Origin of the sequence: Rhizobium sp. NZLR1b (assembly GCF_019685155.1) — a bacterium.
In the GTDB taxonomy this organism is placed as follows: Bacteria; Pseudomonadota; Alphaproteobacteria; order Rhizobiales; family Rhizobiaceae; genus Rhizobium.
The window spans coordinates 17480-32451 of sequence record NZ_JABDWC010000002.1 but is presented as its reverse complement, the minus strand read 5'-3'; the positions used below and the strand labels follow the sequence as shown (position 1 = coordinate 32451).

Sequence of the window (14972 nt, the reverse complement as noted above, 5' to 3'; positions counted from 1 at the left end):
AGGGGACTATGGATTCTTTCTTTTCGACCTATGTCTGGCCGGCGATCATCATGATCGGTCAGTCGCTGCTGCTTCTCGTCTGCCTGCTTATCTTCGTCGCCTATGTGCTGCTCGCCGACCGCAAGATCTGGGCGGCCGTGCAGCTGCGCCGCGGCCCGAACGTCGTCGGCCCCTTCGGCCTCTTCCAGTCCTTCGCCGACCTTCTGAAGTTCGTCTTCAAGGAGCCGGTCATTCCGGCTGGCGCCAACAAGGTGGTATTCCTGCTCGCCCCGCTGGTGACCGTGCTTCTGGCGCTTGCCACCTGGGCGGTGGTGCCGTTGGCTGATGGCTGGGTGATCGCCAACATCAATGTCGGCATCCTCTATATCTTCGCGATCTCCTCGCTCGAGGTCTACGGCATCATCATGGGCGGCTGGGCTTCGAACTCGAAGTATCCGTTCCTCGGCGCCCTGCGCTCGGCGGCACAAATGGTGTCCTATGAAGTCTCGATCGGCTTCGTCATCGTCACCGTGCTGCTCTGCGTCGGCTCGCTGAACCTGACCGACATCGTCAATGCGCAGCATACCGGCCTCGGCACCATGCTCGGCCTGCCGTCGTCGTTCCTCGACTGGCACTGGCTGTCGCTTTTCCCGATGTTCATCATCTTCTTCATTTCAGCACTTGCCGAGACGAACCGTCCGCCCTTCGACCTTCCGGAAGCCGAATCCGAACTCGTTGCCGGCTTCATGGTCGAATACGGCTCGTCGCCATACATGATGTTCATGCTCGGCGAATACGCGGCCGTCTGCCTGATGTGCTCGCTGACGACGATCCTCTTCCTCGGCGGCTGGTTGCCCCCGGTCGACATCTGGATCCTCAACTGGGTTCCGGGCATCATCTGGTTCATGCTGAAGGCCTGCTTCGTGTTCTTCATGTTCGCGATGGTCAAGGCTTTCGTCCCGCGCTACCGCTATGACCAGCTCATGCGCCTCGGTTGGAAGGTCTTCCTGCCGCTGTCGCTCGCCATGGTCGTCATCGTTGCATTCGTGCTGAAACTGATGGGTTGGGCATGATAATGTCAGCTCTCGTTTCCGGCAATATTGGAGGTTGAAGATGGCAAGCTTGTCCGGCTCCATCAGCTCGCTGTTTCTCAAGGAATTCGTCGGCGCGTTCTTTCTGTCGATGCGTTACTTCTTCCGCCAGAAGGCGACGATCAATTATCCCTTCGAAAAGGGCCCGGTCTCCCCGCGCTTTCGCGGCGAGCATGCGCTGCGCCGTTATCCGAACGGCGAAGAGCGCTGCATCGCCTGCAAGCTCTGCGAGGCGATCTGTCCTGCCCAGGCGATCACCATCGAAGCCGGTCCCCGCCGCAATGACGGCACCCGCCGCACGGTGCGTTACGACATCGACATGGTGAAGTGCATCTATTGCGGCTTCTGCCAGGAAGCCTGCCCGGTCGACGCCATCGTCGAAGGCCCGAATTTCGAATTCGCGACGGAAACCCGCGAAGAGCTTTATTTTGACAAGTCGCGGCTTCTGGATAACGGAGACCGGTGGGAGCGCGAAATCGCCCGCAACATCGCGATCGACTCGCCGTACCGCTGATCGAGTTTTTGAAATGCCGTAAGGGAGCTTAGCTGCTTCGGTCGCGGTCAATATGCACAGGAGCTTTGCCGGTCAGCCGCGCAAAACTCTATCGGGCAGAAAAACTCCCGGCTGCCCGGGGGGAAGATGAAAAAGGCACCAACATGGGTCTGCAGGCTCTATTTTTCTACCTTTTCGCCTTTGTCGCGGTGGCGTCGGCGTTCATGGTCATCTGGGCGAAGAACCCGGTTCACTCGGTTCTGTTCCTGATCCTGGTGTTCTTCAATGCGGCCGGCCTCTTCCTGCTGCTCGGTGCCGAATTCCTGGCGATGATCCTGCTCGTCGTCTATGTCGGCGCCGTTGCCGTGCTCTTCCTCTTCGTGGTGATGATGCTCGATATCGACTTCACCGAACTGAGGGCCGGCGTTCTCGAATATGCGCCGATCGGCGGGCTGATCGGGGTGATCCTCGCGGCCGAGCTGATCGTCGTCATTGGCGGCAGCGTCATCTCGCCCGAGATCGCCAAGACGGTCGCCATGCCGATCCCGGCGCTGACGGAACGCACCAATACGGCTGCCCTCGGCGACGTGCTCTACACCAACTACGTCTATTTCTTCCAGATCGCCGGTCTGGTGCTGCTGGTCGCCATGATCGGCGCGATCGTGCTGACGCTGAGGCACCGCACCAACATCAAGCGGCAGAATATTCCCAGGCAGGTTGCCCGCACGCCCGCCACCGCCGTCGAGGTGGTTTCGGTCAAGCCCGGGCAGGGCGTTTAAGGCAGGTCAAGGAACAAAGAACATGGTCATCGGACTTTCCCACTACCTGACGGTCAGCGCCATCCTCTTCACGCTCGGCGTCTTCGGCATCTTCCTGAACCGGAAGAACGTCATCGTCATCCTGATGTCGATCGAGCTGATCCTGCTTGCTGTCAACATCAACATGGTCGCCTTTTCCTCCTTCCTGAACGACATCGTCGGCCAGGTCTTCGCGCTGTTCATCCTGACGGTCGCGGCTGCCGAAGCGGCGATCGGTCTTGCAATTCTCGTTGTCTTCTACCGCAACCGCGGCTCGATCGCGGTCGAAGACGTCAATATGATGAAGGGCTGAGTGGCTCATGTTCCTCTATAAGGCTATCGTCTTTCTTCCCTTGATCGGCGCGATCGTCGCCGGCCTTTTCGGCCGCGCCATCGGCGCCAAGGCTTCGGAATATGTCACCAGCGGCCTGATGATCATCGCCGCCATCCTGTCCTGGGTGGTGTTCTTCACCGTCGCCATGGGGCATCCTGAAGGCGGCCCGATCAAGGTCGAGGTGCTGCGCTGGATCCAGTCCGGCGGCATCGACGTCTCCTGGTCGCTGCGCGTGGATACGCTGACCTCCGTCATGCTGATCGTCGTCAACACGGTCTCGACGCTGGTTCACGTCTATTCGATCGGCTACATGCATACCGATCCGCATCGCCCGCGCTTCTTCGCCTATCTCTCGCTTTTCACCTTCGCCATGCTGATGCTGGTGACCGCCGATAACCTTGCCCAGATGTTCTTCGGCTGGGAAGGCGTCGGTCTCGCCTCCTACCTGCTGATCGGCTTCTGGTTCAAGAAGCCGTCGGCAACGGCTGCGGCGATGAAGGCCTTCATCGTCAACCGCGTCGGCGACTTCGGCTTCGTGCTCGGCATTGCCGGCGTCTTCGTGCTGTTCGGTTCGATCAATCTCGACACGATCTTCGCCAATGCCTCGAACTTCGCCCCGCATGAAGGCGGCGGCGAGGCGAGCGAAGTGATCCTCAACCTCTTCGGCATGCAACTCGACAAGGCGCATGCGCTGACCGGCATCTGCCTGCTGCTGTTCATGGGCGCGATGGGCAAGTCGGCGCAGTTCCTGCTGCACACCTGGCTGCCCGACGCCATGGAAGGCCCGACCCCGGTCTCGGCCCTCATCCATGCCGCCACCATGGTCACTGCCGGCGTCTTTCTCGTCGCCCGCATGTCGCCGCTCTTCGAACTGTCGCCGGATGCGCTGGTCGTCGTCACCGTCATCGGTGCGATCACCGCCTTCTTCGCGGCAACCGTCGGCCTGGTGCAGAACGACATCAAGCGCGTCATCGCCTATTCCACCTGTTCGCAGCTCGGCTACATGTTCGTGGCGCTCGGGGTAGGGGCCTACGGCGCGGCGATCTTCCATCTGTTCACGCATGCCTTCTTCAAAGCGCTGCTCTTCCTCTGCGCCGGCTCGGTCATCCATTCCGTCGATGGTGAGCAGGACATGCGTTACATGGGCGGCCTGTATCCGCATATCAAAGTTACCGGCATCCTGATGATCATCGGCACGCTGGCGATCACCGGCGTCGGCATTCCGTTCACGCCGATCGGCTTTGCCGGCTTCTTCTCCAAGGACGTGATCATCGAGGCGACCTATGCTTCGCATTCGCCGGTCGCAGGCTTTGCCTTTTCGCTGCTGGTCATCGCGGCTCTCTTCACCAGCTTCTATTCCTGGCGCCTGATCTTCATGACCTTCTTCGGCAAGCCGCGCGCTTCGCACGAGGTCATGCACCATGTCCACGAATCGCCGCAGGTCATGCTGGTGCCGCTCTATCTTCTGGCGATCGGCGCGGTGTTTGCCGGCGTGATCTTCGAAGGACGGTTCTACGGCGAGGAATATGCCGCGTTCTGGAAGGGCGCGCTGTTTACCGGGGCCGAGAACGAACTGGTCGAACAGTTCCATCACGTGCCGGCGCTCGTGGGCCTGAGCCCGTTCATCGCCATGCTGCTCGGCTTCGTCCTCGCCTGGTACATGTATATCCGCTCGCCGCAGACGCCGCGCACCCTCGCCAGGCAGCACCGCATTCTCTACCAGTTCCTGCTGAACAAGTGGTACTTCGACGAACTCTACGACTTCCTCTTCGTCCGCACGGCCAAGGCGCTCGGCCGCTTCCTGTGGAAGAAGGGTGACGTCGGCGTCATCGACACCTATGGCCCGAACGGCGTTGCCGCCCGCGTCGTCGCCGTCACCGACCGCGTCGTCCGCCTGCAGACCGGTTACCTCTACCACTATGCCTTCGCCATGCTGATCGGCATTGCGGCGCTTGTCACCTGGATGATGCTCGGGAGTTCCTTCTGATGACCGATTGGCCTATTCTTTCAACGGTCACCTTTCTGCCGCTCGTCGGCGTGGTGCTCCTGCTATTGATGAACGGCGAAAGCGAAACCGGCCGGAAGAACGTGCTGTGGGTCTCGCTGATCACCACCGTCTTCACCTTCGTCGTCTCGCTTCTCATCTGGACCGGTTTCGACAATGCCAATCCGGGTTTCCAGATGCTCGAAAAGCATGACTGGCTCGGCACCGGCATCGGCTACCATCTGGGCGTCGACGGCATCTCGATGCTGTTCGTCATCCTGTCGACCTTCCTCATGCCCTTCTGCGTGCTGGCGAGCTGGCTCTCGATCGAGAAGCGCCTGAAGGAATATATGATCGCCTTCCTCATCCTCGAAACGATGATGGTCGGTGTTTTCGTCTCGCTCGATATCGTGCTCTTCTACGTCTTCTTCGAGGCGGGCCTCATTCCGATGTTCCTGATCATCGGCGTCTGGGGTGGCAAGGACCGTGTCTACGCGAGCTACAAGTTCTTCCTCTATACGCTGCTCGGCTCGGTGCTGATGCTGCTCGCCATCATGGCGATGTACTGGCAGGCCGGCACGACCGACATCACCGCGCTGCTCGCTTATAAATTTCCGCCGGCGCTGCAGACCTGGTTATGGCTTGCCTTCTTTGCCTCCTTCGCGGTGAAAATGCCGATGTGGCCGGTTCATACCTGGCTTCCGGATGCCCACGTTCAGGCGCCGACGGCAGGCTCGGTGATCCTGGCCGGCGTGCTGTTGAAGCTCGGCGGCTACGGTTTGATCCGCTTCTCGCTCGGCATGTTCCCGGTCGCGTCCGACTATTTCGCGCCGTTCGTCTTCGCCCTGTCGGTCATTGCGATCATCTATACCTCGCTGGTGGCGATGATGCAGGACGATATCAAGAAGCTGATCGCCTATTCCTCGGTGGCCCACATGGGCTACGTGACGATGGGCATCTTTGCCGCCAACATGCAGGGCGTTCAGGGTTCGATCTTCCAGATGCTGTCGCACGGCATCGTCTCCGGCGCGCTCTTCCTCTGCGTCGGCGTCGTCTACGACCGCACTCACACCCGCGAGATCAACGCCTATGGCGGTCTCGTCAACAACATGCCGAAATATGCCGTGGCGATGATGGTCTTCACCATGGCCAATGTCGGACTTCCCGGCACTTCGGGCTTCGTCGGCGAATTTCTGACGCTGATCGGCGTCTTCCGGGTCAACACTTGGGTCGCGCTGTTTGCCGCCACCGGCGTCATCCTCTCGGCCGCCTATGCACTCTGGCTTTATCGCCGGGTGATCTTCGGCGCGCTGGAGAAGGAAAAGCTGAAGGCGCTGCTCGATCTTTCCAGACGCGAGCAGCTGATCCTCTACCCGCTGGTCGCGCTGACCATCTTCTTCGGCATTTACCCGGCCCCGGTCTTCGATGCGACCGCCGCCTCGGTGGACCTGCTGGTCAACAACTACACGGCCGCCGTGCACGCAGCGCAGAATATTGCGCTGTCTATGAATTGATGACGGGACTTATCGGACATGACCGCTGAAACAATTCTCCTCAGTCTGCATCTTTCCGCGCCGGAGCTCATCCTCGCGGTCGGCGCCCTTGTCCTGTTGATGGTCGGCGTCTTTTCAGGCGAGCGGTCGGGCCTCGTCGTCACCGGCCTCGCCATCGTGCTGTTGCTGGCCGCCGGCCTGTGGCTGCTCTTCGTGCCCGCTGAAGGCCTCGCCTATGGCGGCGTCTACATGGCCGACGGCTTCTCCCGCTTCATGAAGCTGGTGGCGCTCATCGGTTCGCTGGTCGCGATGTTCATGTCGATCGGCCACGCACGCGAAAACCAGCTCGACAAGTTCGAGTTCCCGGTTCTGCTGGTGCTTGCGACCCTTGGCATCCTGCTGATGATCTCGGCCAACGACCTGATCTCGCTCTATCTCGCGCTGGAACTGCAGTCGCTGGCGCTCTATGTCGTCGCCGCGATCAACCGTGACAGCCTGAAGTCGACCGAAGCCGGCCTGAAATATTTCGTTCTCGGCGCGCTTTCCTCCGGCATGCTGCTCTACGGCATGTCGCTGGTCTACGGCTTCACCGGCCACACCCACTTCTCCGAGATCGCCCAAGCGCTTTCCGTCGAGGGTGCGCGTTCGCTCGGTCTGATCTTCGGCCTGGTCTTCATCCTTGCCGGCATCGCCTTCAAGATCTCCGCCGTTCCCTTCCATATGTGGACGCCCGATGTTTATGAAGGCGCGCCGACGCCGGTCACCGCCTTCCTCGCAGCAGCCCCCAAGGTTGCCGCCATGGCGATGATGACCCGTATCGTGATCACGGCCTTCCAGCCGGTTCTGGCAGACTGGCAGCAGGTCGTCGTCTTCATCTCGATCGCCTCGATGGTGCTAGGCGCGTTTGCCGCGATCGGCCAAAAGAACATCAAGCGGCTGATGGCCTATTCGTCGATCGGCCACATGGGCTATGCGCTGGTCGGTCTTGCCGCCGGAAACCAGACCGGCGTGACCGGCGTCATGCTGTATATGGTCATCTATATGGTGATGACGCTCGGCACCTTTGCGATCATCATGTCGATGCGCCGCAAGGATGGCACCGTCGTCGAAAACGTCGACGATCTCGCCGGCCTTTCCACCACCAACCCGTTTATGGCCGTGGTGCTGACGGCGCTGATGTTCTCGCTCGCCGGCATCCCGCCGCTCGCCGGCTTCTTCGCCAAGTACTTCGTCTTCGTCGCCGCCATCGAAGCCAAACTTTATGCGCTCGCGATCATCGGCGTTCTCGCCTCGGTGGTCGGCGCCTATTATTATCTGCGCGTCATCAAGCTGATGTGGTTCGATGAGGCGACCGGCGAATTCGCCCGTGTCTCCGGTTCGTTGCGTCTGGTCTTCGGTCTCTCCGGTCTATTCGTCACCGCCTATGTCTTGATCGGCGGCCCGATCGGCGGTGCGGCCGAGCTTGCCGCCGCGACGCTCTTTTGATGACTTCCGACGGACGGCGCCGGATATCGCTCGGCGATTTCAGGCACGAGGCTCTGTCGGAAACATCGTCCACCAACAGCGAATGCCTCGCCCGGGCTCGGGCGGGTGATGGCGGCAATCTCTGGGTGACGGCCGAACGGCAGACCGGCGGCCGCGGCCGCCGCGGCAGGCTTTGGGTTTCCGAAAGCGGCAATCTCTACGCCTCTCTTCTGCTGATCGACCCGGCGCCAATGGAGCGCCTGAGCTCTTTGCCGCTTGCCGTTGCCGTTGCCGTGCACCAGGCGATCCGTCAGGTGCTGCCGCCGGGCGCCGAGCCGCTCGAGATCAAATGGCCGAACGACATCCTCATCGGCCGAAAGAAGACTTGCGGCATTCTCGTCGAAGGCGAGGGGCTCCCGGATGGTCGCTACGCGCTGATCGTCGGCATCGGCATCAACGTCTCGGTGATGCCGGACAATCCGCTCTACCCCGTCACCTGCCTGCGTCAGCACGCAAGTGCGGCCTCGCTGGAGGAGCTTTTCGCCCATCTCTTCGCGGCGATGGCGGAGGTGCTTGATCAATGGGACCAGGGCCGCGGCGTCGGCGAGATCACGGCGCGTTGGCGCACCATCGCCTGCGGCATCGGCGAAAAGATCACGGTGAATTTGCCGGACCGATCGATTTCCGGACAATTCGCCGGAATTGATGATAATGGCTTGTTGATGCTCGATACCGGCACTGGCAGGATGATGCCCATTGCTGCCGGTGATGTGTTTTTTAGATAGCGGAAAAAACGAAAATTATGGCGAAACAGGACGAGTTGGTATTCCTGCCTCTGGGCGGCGTTGGCGAGATCGGCATGAATCTCGCTCTTTATGGCTACGGCCCGCCCGAGCATCGCCAATGGATCATGGTCGATTGCGGCGTTACCTTTCCCGGCCCCGACCTGCCGGGCGTCGACCTCGTCCTGCCCGATATCCGTTTCCTCGCCAGTGAACGCAAAAACCTCAAGGCGATCATCATCACCCATGCCCATGAAGATCATTATGGCGCGCTCGCCGATCTCTGGCCCGGGCTCAACGTGCCTGTCTATGCCTCGGGCTTTACCGCTGGTCTGCTCGAAGCCAAGCGCAATTTCGAAAAGGCCAGGATCGGCGAAGTGCCGGTGACGCCGTTCAAGGCAGGCGACACCATCAATGTCGGCCCCTTCAGCATCGAAGGTGTGGCCGTCAACCATTCGATCCCCGAGCCGATGTCGCTGATGATCCGCACGCCAGTCGGCAATGTCATCCATACCGGCGACTGGAAGATCGACCACGAGCCTTCGCTCGGCCCTCTGACCGATGAGACGCGGTTCCGTCAGCTCGGCGACGAGGGCGTTCTGGCGCTGATGTGCGATTCCACCAACGCGCTACGCGACGGCGTTTCGCCCTCCGAAAAGGATGTGTCGGAAAGCCTGCGCAAGATCATCGAGAATGCCGAAGGGCGGGTGGCGATCACCACCTTCTCGTCGAATGTCGGGCGCATCCGCACTGTTGCCGAGGCTGCCGAGGCGGCAGGTCGCGAAGTGCTGCTGCTCGGCAGCTCGCTGAAGCGGGTCGTCGACGTTGCCCAGGATATCGGCCTGATGGAGGGCGTGAAGCCTTTCATCTCCGAGGACGAATACGGCTACATCCCGCGCGACAAGGTCGTCGTCATTCTGACCGGCAGCCAGGGCGAGGCGCGGGCAGCGCTTGCCAAGCTTTCCCGCGACGAGATGCGCAATGTGGCATTTGCGGCCGGCGATATCGTCGTGTTTTCCTCGCGCTCCATTCCCGGCAACGAGAAGGCGATCCAGGACATCAAGAACGGCCTCGTCGAGCAGGGTGTGCACATCATCACCGATACCGAGGCGCTGGTTCACGTCTCCGGCCATCCCCGCCGCAACGAGTTGCAACGGATGTACGAGTGGACGCGGCCGAAGATCGTCGTGCCGGTGCATGGCGAGGCGACGCATCTGACGGCGCACAAGGAGCTTGCCGAGCAATCCGGCATCGCCCTGGTGCCGCGCGTGCGCAACGGCGATATTCTGCGGCTGGCGCCCGGTCCCGCCGAGGTGATCGGCCAGGCGCCACATGGCCGCATCTACAAGGACGGTACGCTGATCGGCGATTTCGACGAGATGGGGATCGGCGAGCGCAAGAAGCTTTCCTATGTCGGTCATGTCGCGGTCAGCGTCGTGCTCGACGCCCGCTATGACATCGTCGGTGATCCCGATCTCGTTTCGATCGGCCTGCCGGTCTACGACGTCGAGGGCGAGGAGATGGAAGATACGCTCTTCGAAGCGGCGATCAGCGCCATCGAAAGCATTCCGCGCGCCCGTCGCAAGGATATCGACATGCTGCAGGAGGCCGTGCGCCGGGCCATCCGCTCGGCCGCGAACCAGGTCTGGGGCAAGAAGCCGGTCGTCACCGCCTTCGTCACCAAGGTCTGACCATGCTTGGCCGCGTGAACCATGTCGCCATTGCCGTCGCCGATCTGGCCGCGGCAACGGCCGCCTATCGTGACACGCTAGGCGCTGCCGTATCGCAGCCGCAGGCTCTGCCGGAACACGGCGTCACCGTCGTCTTCGTCGAATTGCCGAACACCAAGGTCGAATTGCTGCAACCGCTCGGCGATACCTCGCCGATCGGAGCCTTCCTCGAAAAGAACCCGTCTGGCGGGATGCACCATATCTGCTACGAGGTGGATGATATCATTCTCGCCCGTGACCGGTTGGTCGAGGCCGGGGCAAGGGTACTCGGCGACGGCCAGCCGAAAACCGGCGCGCATGGCAAACCGGTGCTGTTTCTGCATCCCAAGGATTTCTTCGGCACGCTGATCGAACTCGAACAGGCGTGACCCCTGCGGCAGAATGCCTCCGAGGCGGCTATGCGCGTCATCCGCTTTGAGTTGGCTGCCATTCCGCCGTATAAGGGCGCCTAACTCAAAGTGACAGAACGTCTGTTGCCGTCCTCTAAAGCATGTCGCGCAAAAGTGTGCAGCGGTTTTGCGGCAACGACATGCGTAAAACAAAGAGCTAAAGCGCAAGGAGCGAATCTGAAAGATCGCGACGCGCTTTAGCGCGACACCACCGGGAACCACAATGCTCCAGACATTTCTTCAGGGATTTGCCGTCTACTTCATCGTCTGGTGGATGACGCTGTTTGCCGTCCTGCCGATCGGCCTGCGCACCCAGGCTGAGGACAATGACGTCGTTTTCGGCACCGTTCCGAGCGCGCCCAGCCGGTTTCGTGCCGCCTTCGTCTTTTCACTGACGACGGTGATTTCCGCTCTGATCTACGGCCTCTGGTATGTCTGCGACACCTATTTCGGCTGGGGCTTCGATGCTCTTCCACAACTCGGGCCGAGCTTCTATTAAGAGCTAGCTTTTGCCCAAACTTTGGGCAGATGTATATCACTAAAAAGCGAACTTCGTCACACCAGCGTCATGCGATTGCGGCAAAGAGCTGGCGTAAGGGAATGAGGATCATTCCCTTACGGGAGTTGTTTGGATTTTTAGGGTAGGTGAAGTCGAAAAGCCAAAAAAAAACAAGGCTAAAAGCCTTGTTTTAAGTATCGCGTGATCTGTAACCGTTGCCGGGGCAGCGACGAGCGCGCCTAAGATCTGATCCTCCCAAGACTTGACCGCGAATTTGGCAAGAATTTATCTCTCTTGCCTGTTTTGTGAGCTAAAGCTAGCTCAAACATTGGGCTTTGTCATTAGCTTTTTTTGCATTTTTGCTACACTCTAGTAAAATTTTTCTGTTGACAAGATTTTCGTTCAAGTCCTTATAAACACGCGCTTTTCGACGCCCTTCCATTTTGGGGCTGCGAACATGCGCTCCGGGGAGGTTGCCAACGTTCGTTGCGGGTTTCCTTCCTGCCGCGAAGCGGCTATGAACGCTCCCGACATCCACCACTGTCTTTCGATTCCGCTTACGGCGGGATCTCAACTGCTTCGGAATCCGCCATGCGTCTGTCCCGCTATTTCATGCCCATCCTCAAGGAAAACCCCAAGGAGGCGGAAATCGTCTCCCACCGGCTGATGTTGCGCGCCGGCATGATCCGCCAGCAGTCGCAGGGCATCTATTCCTGGCTGCCGCTCGGCAAACGCGTGCTCGACAAGGTCAACGCCATTATCCGCGACGAGCAGAACCGCGCCGGCGCCATCGAGCTTTCGATGCCGACCCTGCAGTCGGCCGAACTCTGGCAGGAGAGCGGCCGCTACGACGCCTACGGCAAGGAGATGCTGCGCATCAAGGACCGCCAGGATCGGCCGATGCTCTATGGCCCCACCAACGAGGAGATGGTGACGGATATTTTCCGCTCCTCCGTCAAGTCGTACAAGGACCTGCCGCTCAATCTCTATCACATCCAGCTGAAGTTCCGCGACGAGATCCGCCCGCGCTTCGGCACCATGCGCTCGCGCGAATTCATGATGAAGGATGCCTATTCCTTCGATCTGACGCGTGAAGCGGCGGAGCATTCCTACAACAAGATGTTCGCCGCCTACCTCAGAACCTTCGACCGGCTCGGCCTGCGCGCCATTCCGATGCGCGCCGATACCGGCCCGATCGGCGGCAAGCTCAGCCATGAATTCATCATTCTCGCCGACACCGGCGAATCCGAGGTTTTCTGCCACAAGGATTTCGTCGACTTCAATATTCCCGACGAACGCACTGATTTCGACAGTGTCGAAGCCCTGCAGGCGATCTTCGACAAGTGGACCTCGCTCTATGCGGCGACCTCGGAAATGCATGACGAGGCGGCCTTCAACGCCGTTCCCGAAGGCGACCGCCTATCGGCACGCGGCATCGAGGTCGGCCACATCTTCTATTTCGGCACGAAATATTCGGAGCCGATGGGCGCGAAAGTGCAGGGACCCGACGGCAAGGAACATTTCGTTCACATGGGTTCCTACGGTATCGGCCCGACACGCCTTGTTCCCGCCATCATCGAAGCCTCGCATGACGACAATGGAATCATCTGGCCGGCATCGGTGGCGCCCTTCGATGTCGTGGTGATCAACATGAAGGCAGGCGATCAGGCCTGCGACGATACCTGCGAGCTGATCTATGCCGCGCTGACCAAGGCCGGCAAGGATGTGCTCTACGACGATACCGACGACCGGGCCGGCACGAAATTCGCGACCGCCGACCTGATCGGTGTGCCCGTCCAGATCATCGCCGGCCCGCGCGCGGTCGCAAACGGCGAAGTCGAGGTGAAGGACCGCAAGACCGGCGCCCGCGAAACGATGACCATCGAAGCGGCGATCAACAGGTTCGTGGCTTAAGGAAACGGAGGCGAAATGGCAGAGGCAGCAGTGGACCGGAGTTCAAAATCCGGCTTGGGTCCGGCTGGCAAGCCATTTTCCACCTTCGAACGCCTCGTGGCGTGGCGCTATCTGCGCGCCCGCCGCAAGGAAGCCTTCATCTCGGTCATCGCCGGCTTTTCCTTCGTCGGCATCACGCTCGGCGTTGCGACGCTGATCATCGTCATGGCGGTGATGAACGGCTTCCGCACCGAGCTCGTCTCGCGCATCCTCGGCATTAACGGCCACATGATTGTCCAGCCGTCCGATGGTCCCTTCACCGATTATCCCGACCTCTCCAGCAGGCTGGCCGCCGTGCCCGGCGTCAAAATGGCGCTGCCCTTGGTAGAAGGCCAGGTGCTTGCCTCCGCCCAAGCTGGCGGCAGCACCGGTGCTTTGGTGCGCGGCGCCCGCGCCGAGGACTTGACCAAGCTGAAGACCATCTCCGACAACATCAAATCAGGCGACATGGTGGGTTATGCCTCCGGCCAAGGCGTGCTGATCGGCACCGGCATGGCCAACCAACTCGGCCTGAGCGTCGGCGACCTCATCACCCTGACCTCGCCGGATGGTGACATTACGCCGATGGGCGTCAGCCCGCGCGTCAAGTCCTACAAGATCTCCGGCCTCTTCGAGATCGGCATGTCGGAATATGATTCCTCGATCATCTTCATGCCGCTCGAGGAAGCGCAGCTTTATTTCAATGCCGAGGGACTGGTGCAGTCGATCGAGCTTTTCGTCGACCACCCCGACGATATCGACACTCTGAGGCCCAAGGTGGAGGAAGCGGCAGGCCGCCAGATCAACCTCACCGACTGGCGCCAGCGCAATCAGACCTTCTTTTCGGCGCTGCAGGTCGAGCGCAACGTCATGTTCATGATCCTGACGCTGATCGTGCTTGTCGCGGCGTTGAACATCATCTCCGGCCTCATCATGCTGGTGAAGGACAAGGGCAGCGATATCGCCATTCTGCGCACCATGGGCGCCAGCGCCGGCGCGATCATGCGCATCTTCTTCATGACCGGGGCGGCGATCGGTATCGTCGGCACCGTTGCCGGCGTTCTGCTCGGCGTCCTCGTCTGCGTCAACATCGAATCCATCCGCCAGTTTTTCTCCTGGATTTCGGGCACCGTGATCTTCAATCCGCAGGTCTATTTCCTCAGCCAGCTGCCGGCCGAGATGGATCTCAGCGAAACCATCTCGATCGTCGTCATGGCGCTGACGCTCTCCTTCATCGCGACCATCTTCCCGGCCTGGCGCGCCTCCAGGCTCGATCCGGTGCAGGCCCTGCGCTACGAATAAGGAATGCCGCCTTCATGAAACGCAACGTCGTTCTCAAGCTTACCGGCGTCGAGCGCCATTACGGGCAGGGCGATACGCTGCTCCCGATCCTGAAGAGCGCGGATTTCTCGCTGTCGAAAGGCGAGATCGTCGCTCTCGTTGCCCCCTCCGGCACGGGCAAGTCGACCCTGCTGCATGTCGCCGGCCTCTTGGAACATCCCGATGGCGGTGAAGTCAGCATCAACGGCCATGCCTGCGACGGCCTGAGCGATGAGAAACGTACCGCGATCCGCCGCAGCGAGATCGGCTTCGTCTATCAATTCCACCACCTGTTGCCGGAATTTTCCGCACTCGAGAACATCATGATGCCGCAGCTGATCGCCGGGCTGTCCTGGAAGGAGGCCGGTGAGCGGGCGGGCCAGCTTCTCGATTATATGCGCATCGGCCATCGTGGCGCCCATCGCCCTGGCGAGCTTTCCGGCGGCGAGCAACAGCGCGTCGCGATCGCCCGCGCCGTCGCCAATGCGCCGAGCTTGCTTCTTGCCGACGAGCCGACCGGCAACCTCGACCCGGAAACGGCAAGCTACGTCTTCGATGCGCTGGAGGCGCTGGTGCGCCAGTCCGGCCTCGCGGCCCTCATCGCCACCCACAATCATGAACTCGCCCGTCGCATGGATCGGCGCGTGACGATCGCGGATGGCAAGGTCGTCGATTTCTAGAGCAT

Annotated in this window: 14 protein-coding genes; all 14 read left to right on the top strand. The window is 60.6% G+C overall.

Annotated features, from left to right (window positions below; translation table 11 throughout):
• Window positions 1-8 precede the first annotated feature (8 nt).
• The 14 genes from nuoH to HJB84_RS02360 all read left to right on the top strand — a co-directional run bounded on the left by nuoH (window position 9) and on the right by HJB84_RS02360 (window position 14967).
• Window positions 9-1052, top strand: coding sequence for an NADH-quinone oxidoreductase subunit NuoH (gene nuoH / locus HJB84_RS02425; RefSeq protein ID WP_207583791.1), 1044 nt, complete (start codon window positions 9-11; stop codon window positions 1050-1052).
• 40 nt (window positions 1053-1092) lie between these two features.
• Window positions 1093-1584, top strand: a complete 492-nt coding sequence (gene nuoI / locus HJB84_RS02420) for an NADH-quinone oxidoreductase subunit NuoI (RefSeq protein WP_164008961.1) — start codon at window positions 1093-1095, stop codon at window positions 1582-1584.
• 143 nt (window positions 1585-1727) lie between these two features.
• On the top strand, window positions 1728-2342 hold the full coding sequence (locus HJB84_RS02415; RefSeq protein WP_207583792.1) for an NADH-quinone oxidoreductase subunit J: 615 nt from the start codon (window positions 1728-1730) through the stop codon (window positions 2340-2342).
• A 22-nt stretch (window positions 2343-2364) separates the two neighbouring features.
• Window positions 2365-2673, top strand: coding sequence for an NADH-quinone oxidoreductase subunit NuoK (gene nuoK, locus HJB84_RS02410; protein ID WP_003547388.1), 309 nt, complete (start codon window positions 2365-2367; stop codon window positions 2671-2673).
• A gap of 7 nt (window positions 2674-2680) precedes the next feature.
• Window positions 2681-4681, top strand: coding sequence for an NADH-quinone oxidoreductase subunit L (gene nuoL / locus HJB84_RS02405; protein ID WP_207583793.1), 2001 nt, complete (start codon window positions 2681-2683; stop codon window positions 4679-4681).
• On the top strand, window positions 4681-6192 hold the full coding sequence (locus tag HJB84_RS02400; protein ID WP_221115187.1) for an NADH-quinone oxidoreductase subunit M: 1512 nt from the start codon (window positions 4681-4683) through the stop codon (window positions 6190-6192). The genes nuoL and HJB84_RS02400 overlap by 1 nt, the downstream gene beginning before the upstream one ends.
• Before the next feature lie 18 nt (window positions 6193-6210).
• On the top strand, window positions 6211-7656 hold the full coding sequence (gene nuoN / locus HJB84_RS02395; protein WP_221115186.1) for an NADH-quinone oxidoreductase subunit NuoN: 1446 nt from the start codon (window positions 6211-6213) through the stop codon (window positions 7654-7656).
• Entirely contained in the window at window positions 7656-8420 is a 765-nt protein-coding gene (locus HJB84_RS02390) for a biotin--[acetyl-CoA-carboxylase] ligase (RefSeq protein ID WP_221115185.1), read from the top strand. The genes nuoN and HJB84_RS02390 overlap by 1 nt, the downstream gene beginning before the upstream one ends.
• A 17-nt stretch (window positions 8421-8437) precedes the next feature.
• Complete coding sequence (locus tag HJB84_RS02385) at window positions 8438-10108, top strand: ribonuclease J (protein ID WP_207583797.1); 1671 nt, start codon at window positions 8438-8440, stop codon at window positions 10106-10108.
• Between the two features lie 2 nt (window positions 10109-10110).
• Entirely contained in the window at window positions 10111-10515 is a 405-nt protein-coding gene (gene mce / locus HJB84_RS02380) for a methylmalonyl-CoA epimerase (RefSeq protein ID WP_207583798.1), read from the top strand.
• 244 nt (window positions 10516-10759) lie between these two features.
• Window positions 10760-11035 carry a DUF1467 family protein gene (locus HJB84_RS02375; RefSeq protein ID WP_207583799.1) on the top strand — a complete coding sequence of 92 codons (276 nt, stop codon included), beginning with the start codon at window positions 10760-10762 and terminating at the stop codon, window positions 11033-11035.
• A gap of 591 nt (window positions 11036-11626) precedes the next feature.
• Window positions 11627-12949 (top strand): proline--tRNA ligase, encoded by a 1323-nt coding sequence (proS, locus tag HJB84_RS02370; RefSeq protein ID WP_221115184.1) that lies wholly within the window; start codon window positions 11627-11629, stop codon window positions 12947-12949.
• 15 nt (window positions 12950-12964) lie between these two features.
• The gene (locus tag HJB84_RS02365; protein ID WP_221115183.1) at window positions 12965-14269 is read left to right on the top strand and encodes a lipoprotein-releasing ABC transporter permease subunit; all 1305 of its coding nucleotides are present in this window, start codon (window positions 12965-12967) and stop codon (window positions 14267-14269) included.
• A 14-nt stretch (window positions 14270-14283) separates the two neighbouring features.
• On the top strand, window positions 14284-14967 hold the full coding sequence (locus HJB84_RS02360; RefSeq protein ID WP_207583802.1) for an ABC transporter ATP-binding protein: 684 nt from the start codon (window positions 14284-14286) through the stop codon (window positions 14965-14967).
• Window positions 14968-14972: the final 5 nt, after the last annotated feature.

What these genes read in the sequence shown, in the direction of transcription:
- nuoH (WP_207583791.1), top strand. Translation starts at nt 9, where the DNA reads ATGGATTCTTTCTTTTCGACCTATGTCTGGCCGGCGATCATCATGATC.
- nuoI (WP_164008961.1), top strand. Translation starts at nt 1,093, where the DNA reads ATGGCAAGCTTGTCCGGCTCCATCAGCTCGCTGTTTCTCAAGGAATTC.
- HJB84_RS02415 (WP_207583792.1), top strand. Translation starts at nt 1,728, where the DNA reads ATGGGTCTGCAGGCTCTATTTTTCTACCTTTTCGCCTTTGTCGCGGTG.
- nuoK (WP_003547388.1), top strand. Translation starts at nt 2,365, where the DNA reads ATGGTCATCGGACTTTCCCACTACCTGACGGTCAGCGCCATCCTCTTC.
- nuoL (WP_207583793.1), top strand. Translation starts at nt 2,681, where the DNA reads ATGTTCCTCTATAAGGCTATCGTCTTTCTTCCCTTGATCGGCGCGATC.
- HJB84_RS02400 (WP_221115187.1), top strand. Translation starts at nt 4,681, where the DNA reads ATGACCGATTGGCCTATTCTTTCAACGGTCACCTTTCTGCCGCTCGTC.
- nuoN (WP_221115186.1), top strand. Translation starts at nt 6,211, where the DNA reads ATGACCGCTGAAACAATTCTCCTCAGTCTGCATCTTTCCGCGCCGGAG.
- HJB84_RS02390 (WP_221115185.1), top strand. Translation starts at nt 7,656, where the DNA reads ATGACTTCCGACGGACGGCGCCGGATATCGCTCGGCGATTTCAGGCAC.
- HJB84_RS02385 (WP_207583797.1), top strand. Translation starts at nt 8,438, where the DNA reads ATGGCGAAACAGGACGAGTTGGTATTCCTGCCTCTGGGCGGCGTTGGC.
- mce (WP_207583798.1), top strand. Translation starts at nt 10,111, where the DNA reads ATGCTTGGCCGCGTGAACCATGTCGCCATTGCCGTCGCCGATCTGGCC.
- HJB84_RS02375 (WP_207583799.1), top strand. Translation starts at nt 10,760, where the DNA reads ATGCTCCAGACATTTCTTCAGGGATTTGCCGTCTACTTCATCGTCTGG.
- proS (WP_221115184.1), top strand. Translation starts at nt 11,627, where the DNA reads ATGCGTCTGTCCCGCTATTTCATGCCCATCCTCAAGGAAAACCCCAAG.
- HJB84_RS02365 (WP_221115183.1), top strand. Translation starts at nt 12,965, where the DNA reads ATGGCAGAGGCAGCAGTGGACCGGAGTTCAAAATCCGGCTTGGGTCCG.
- HJB84_RS02360 (WP_207583802.1), top strand. Translation starts at nt 14,284, where the DNA reads ATGAAACGCAACGTCGTTCTCAAGCTTACCGGCGTCGAGCGCCATTAC.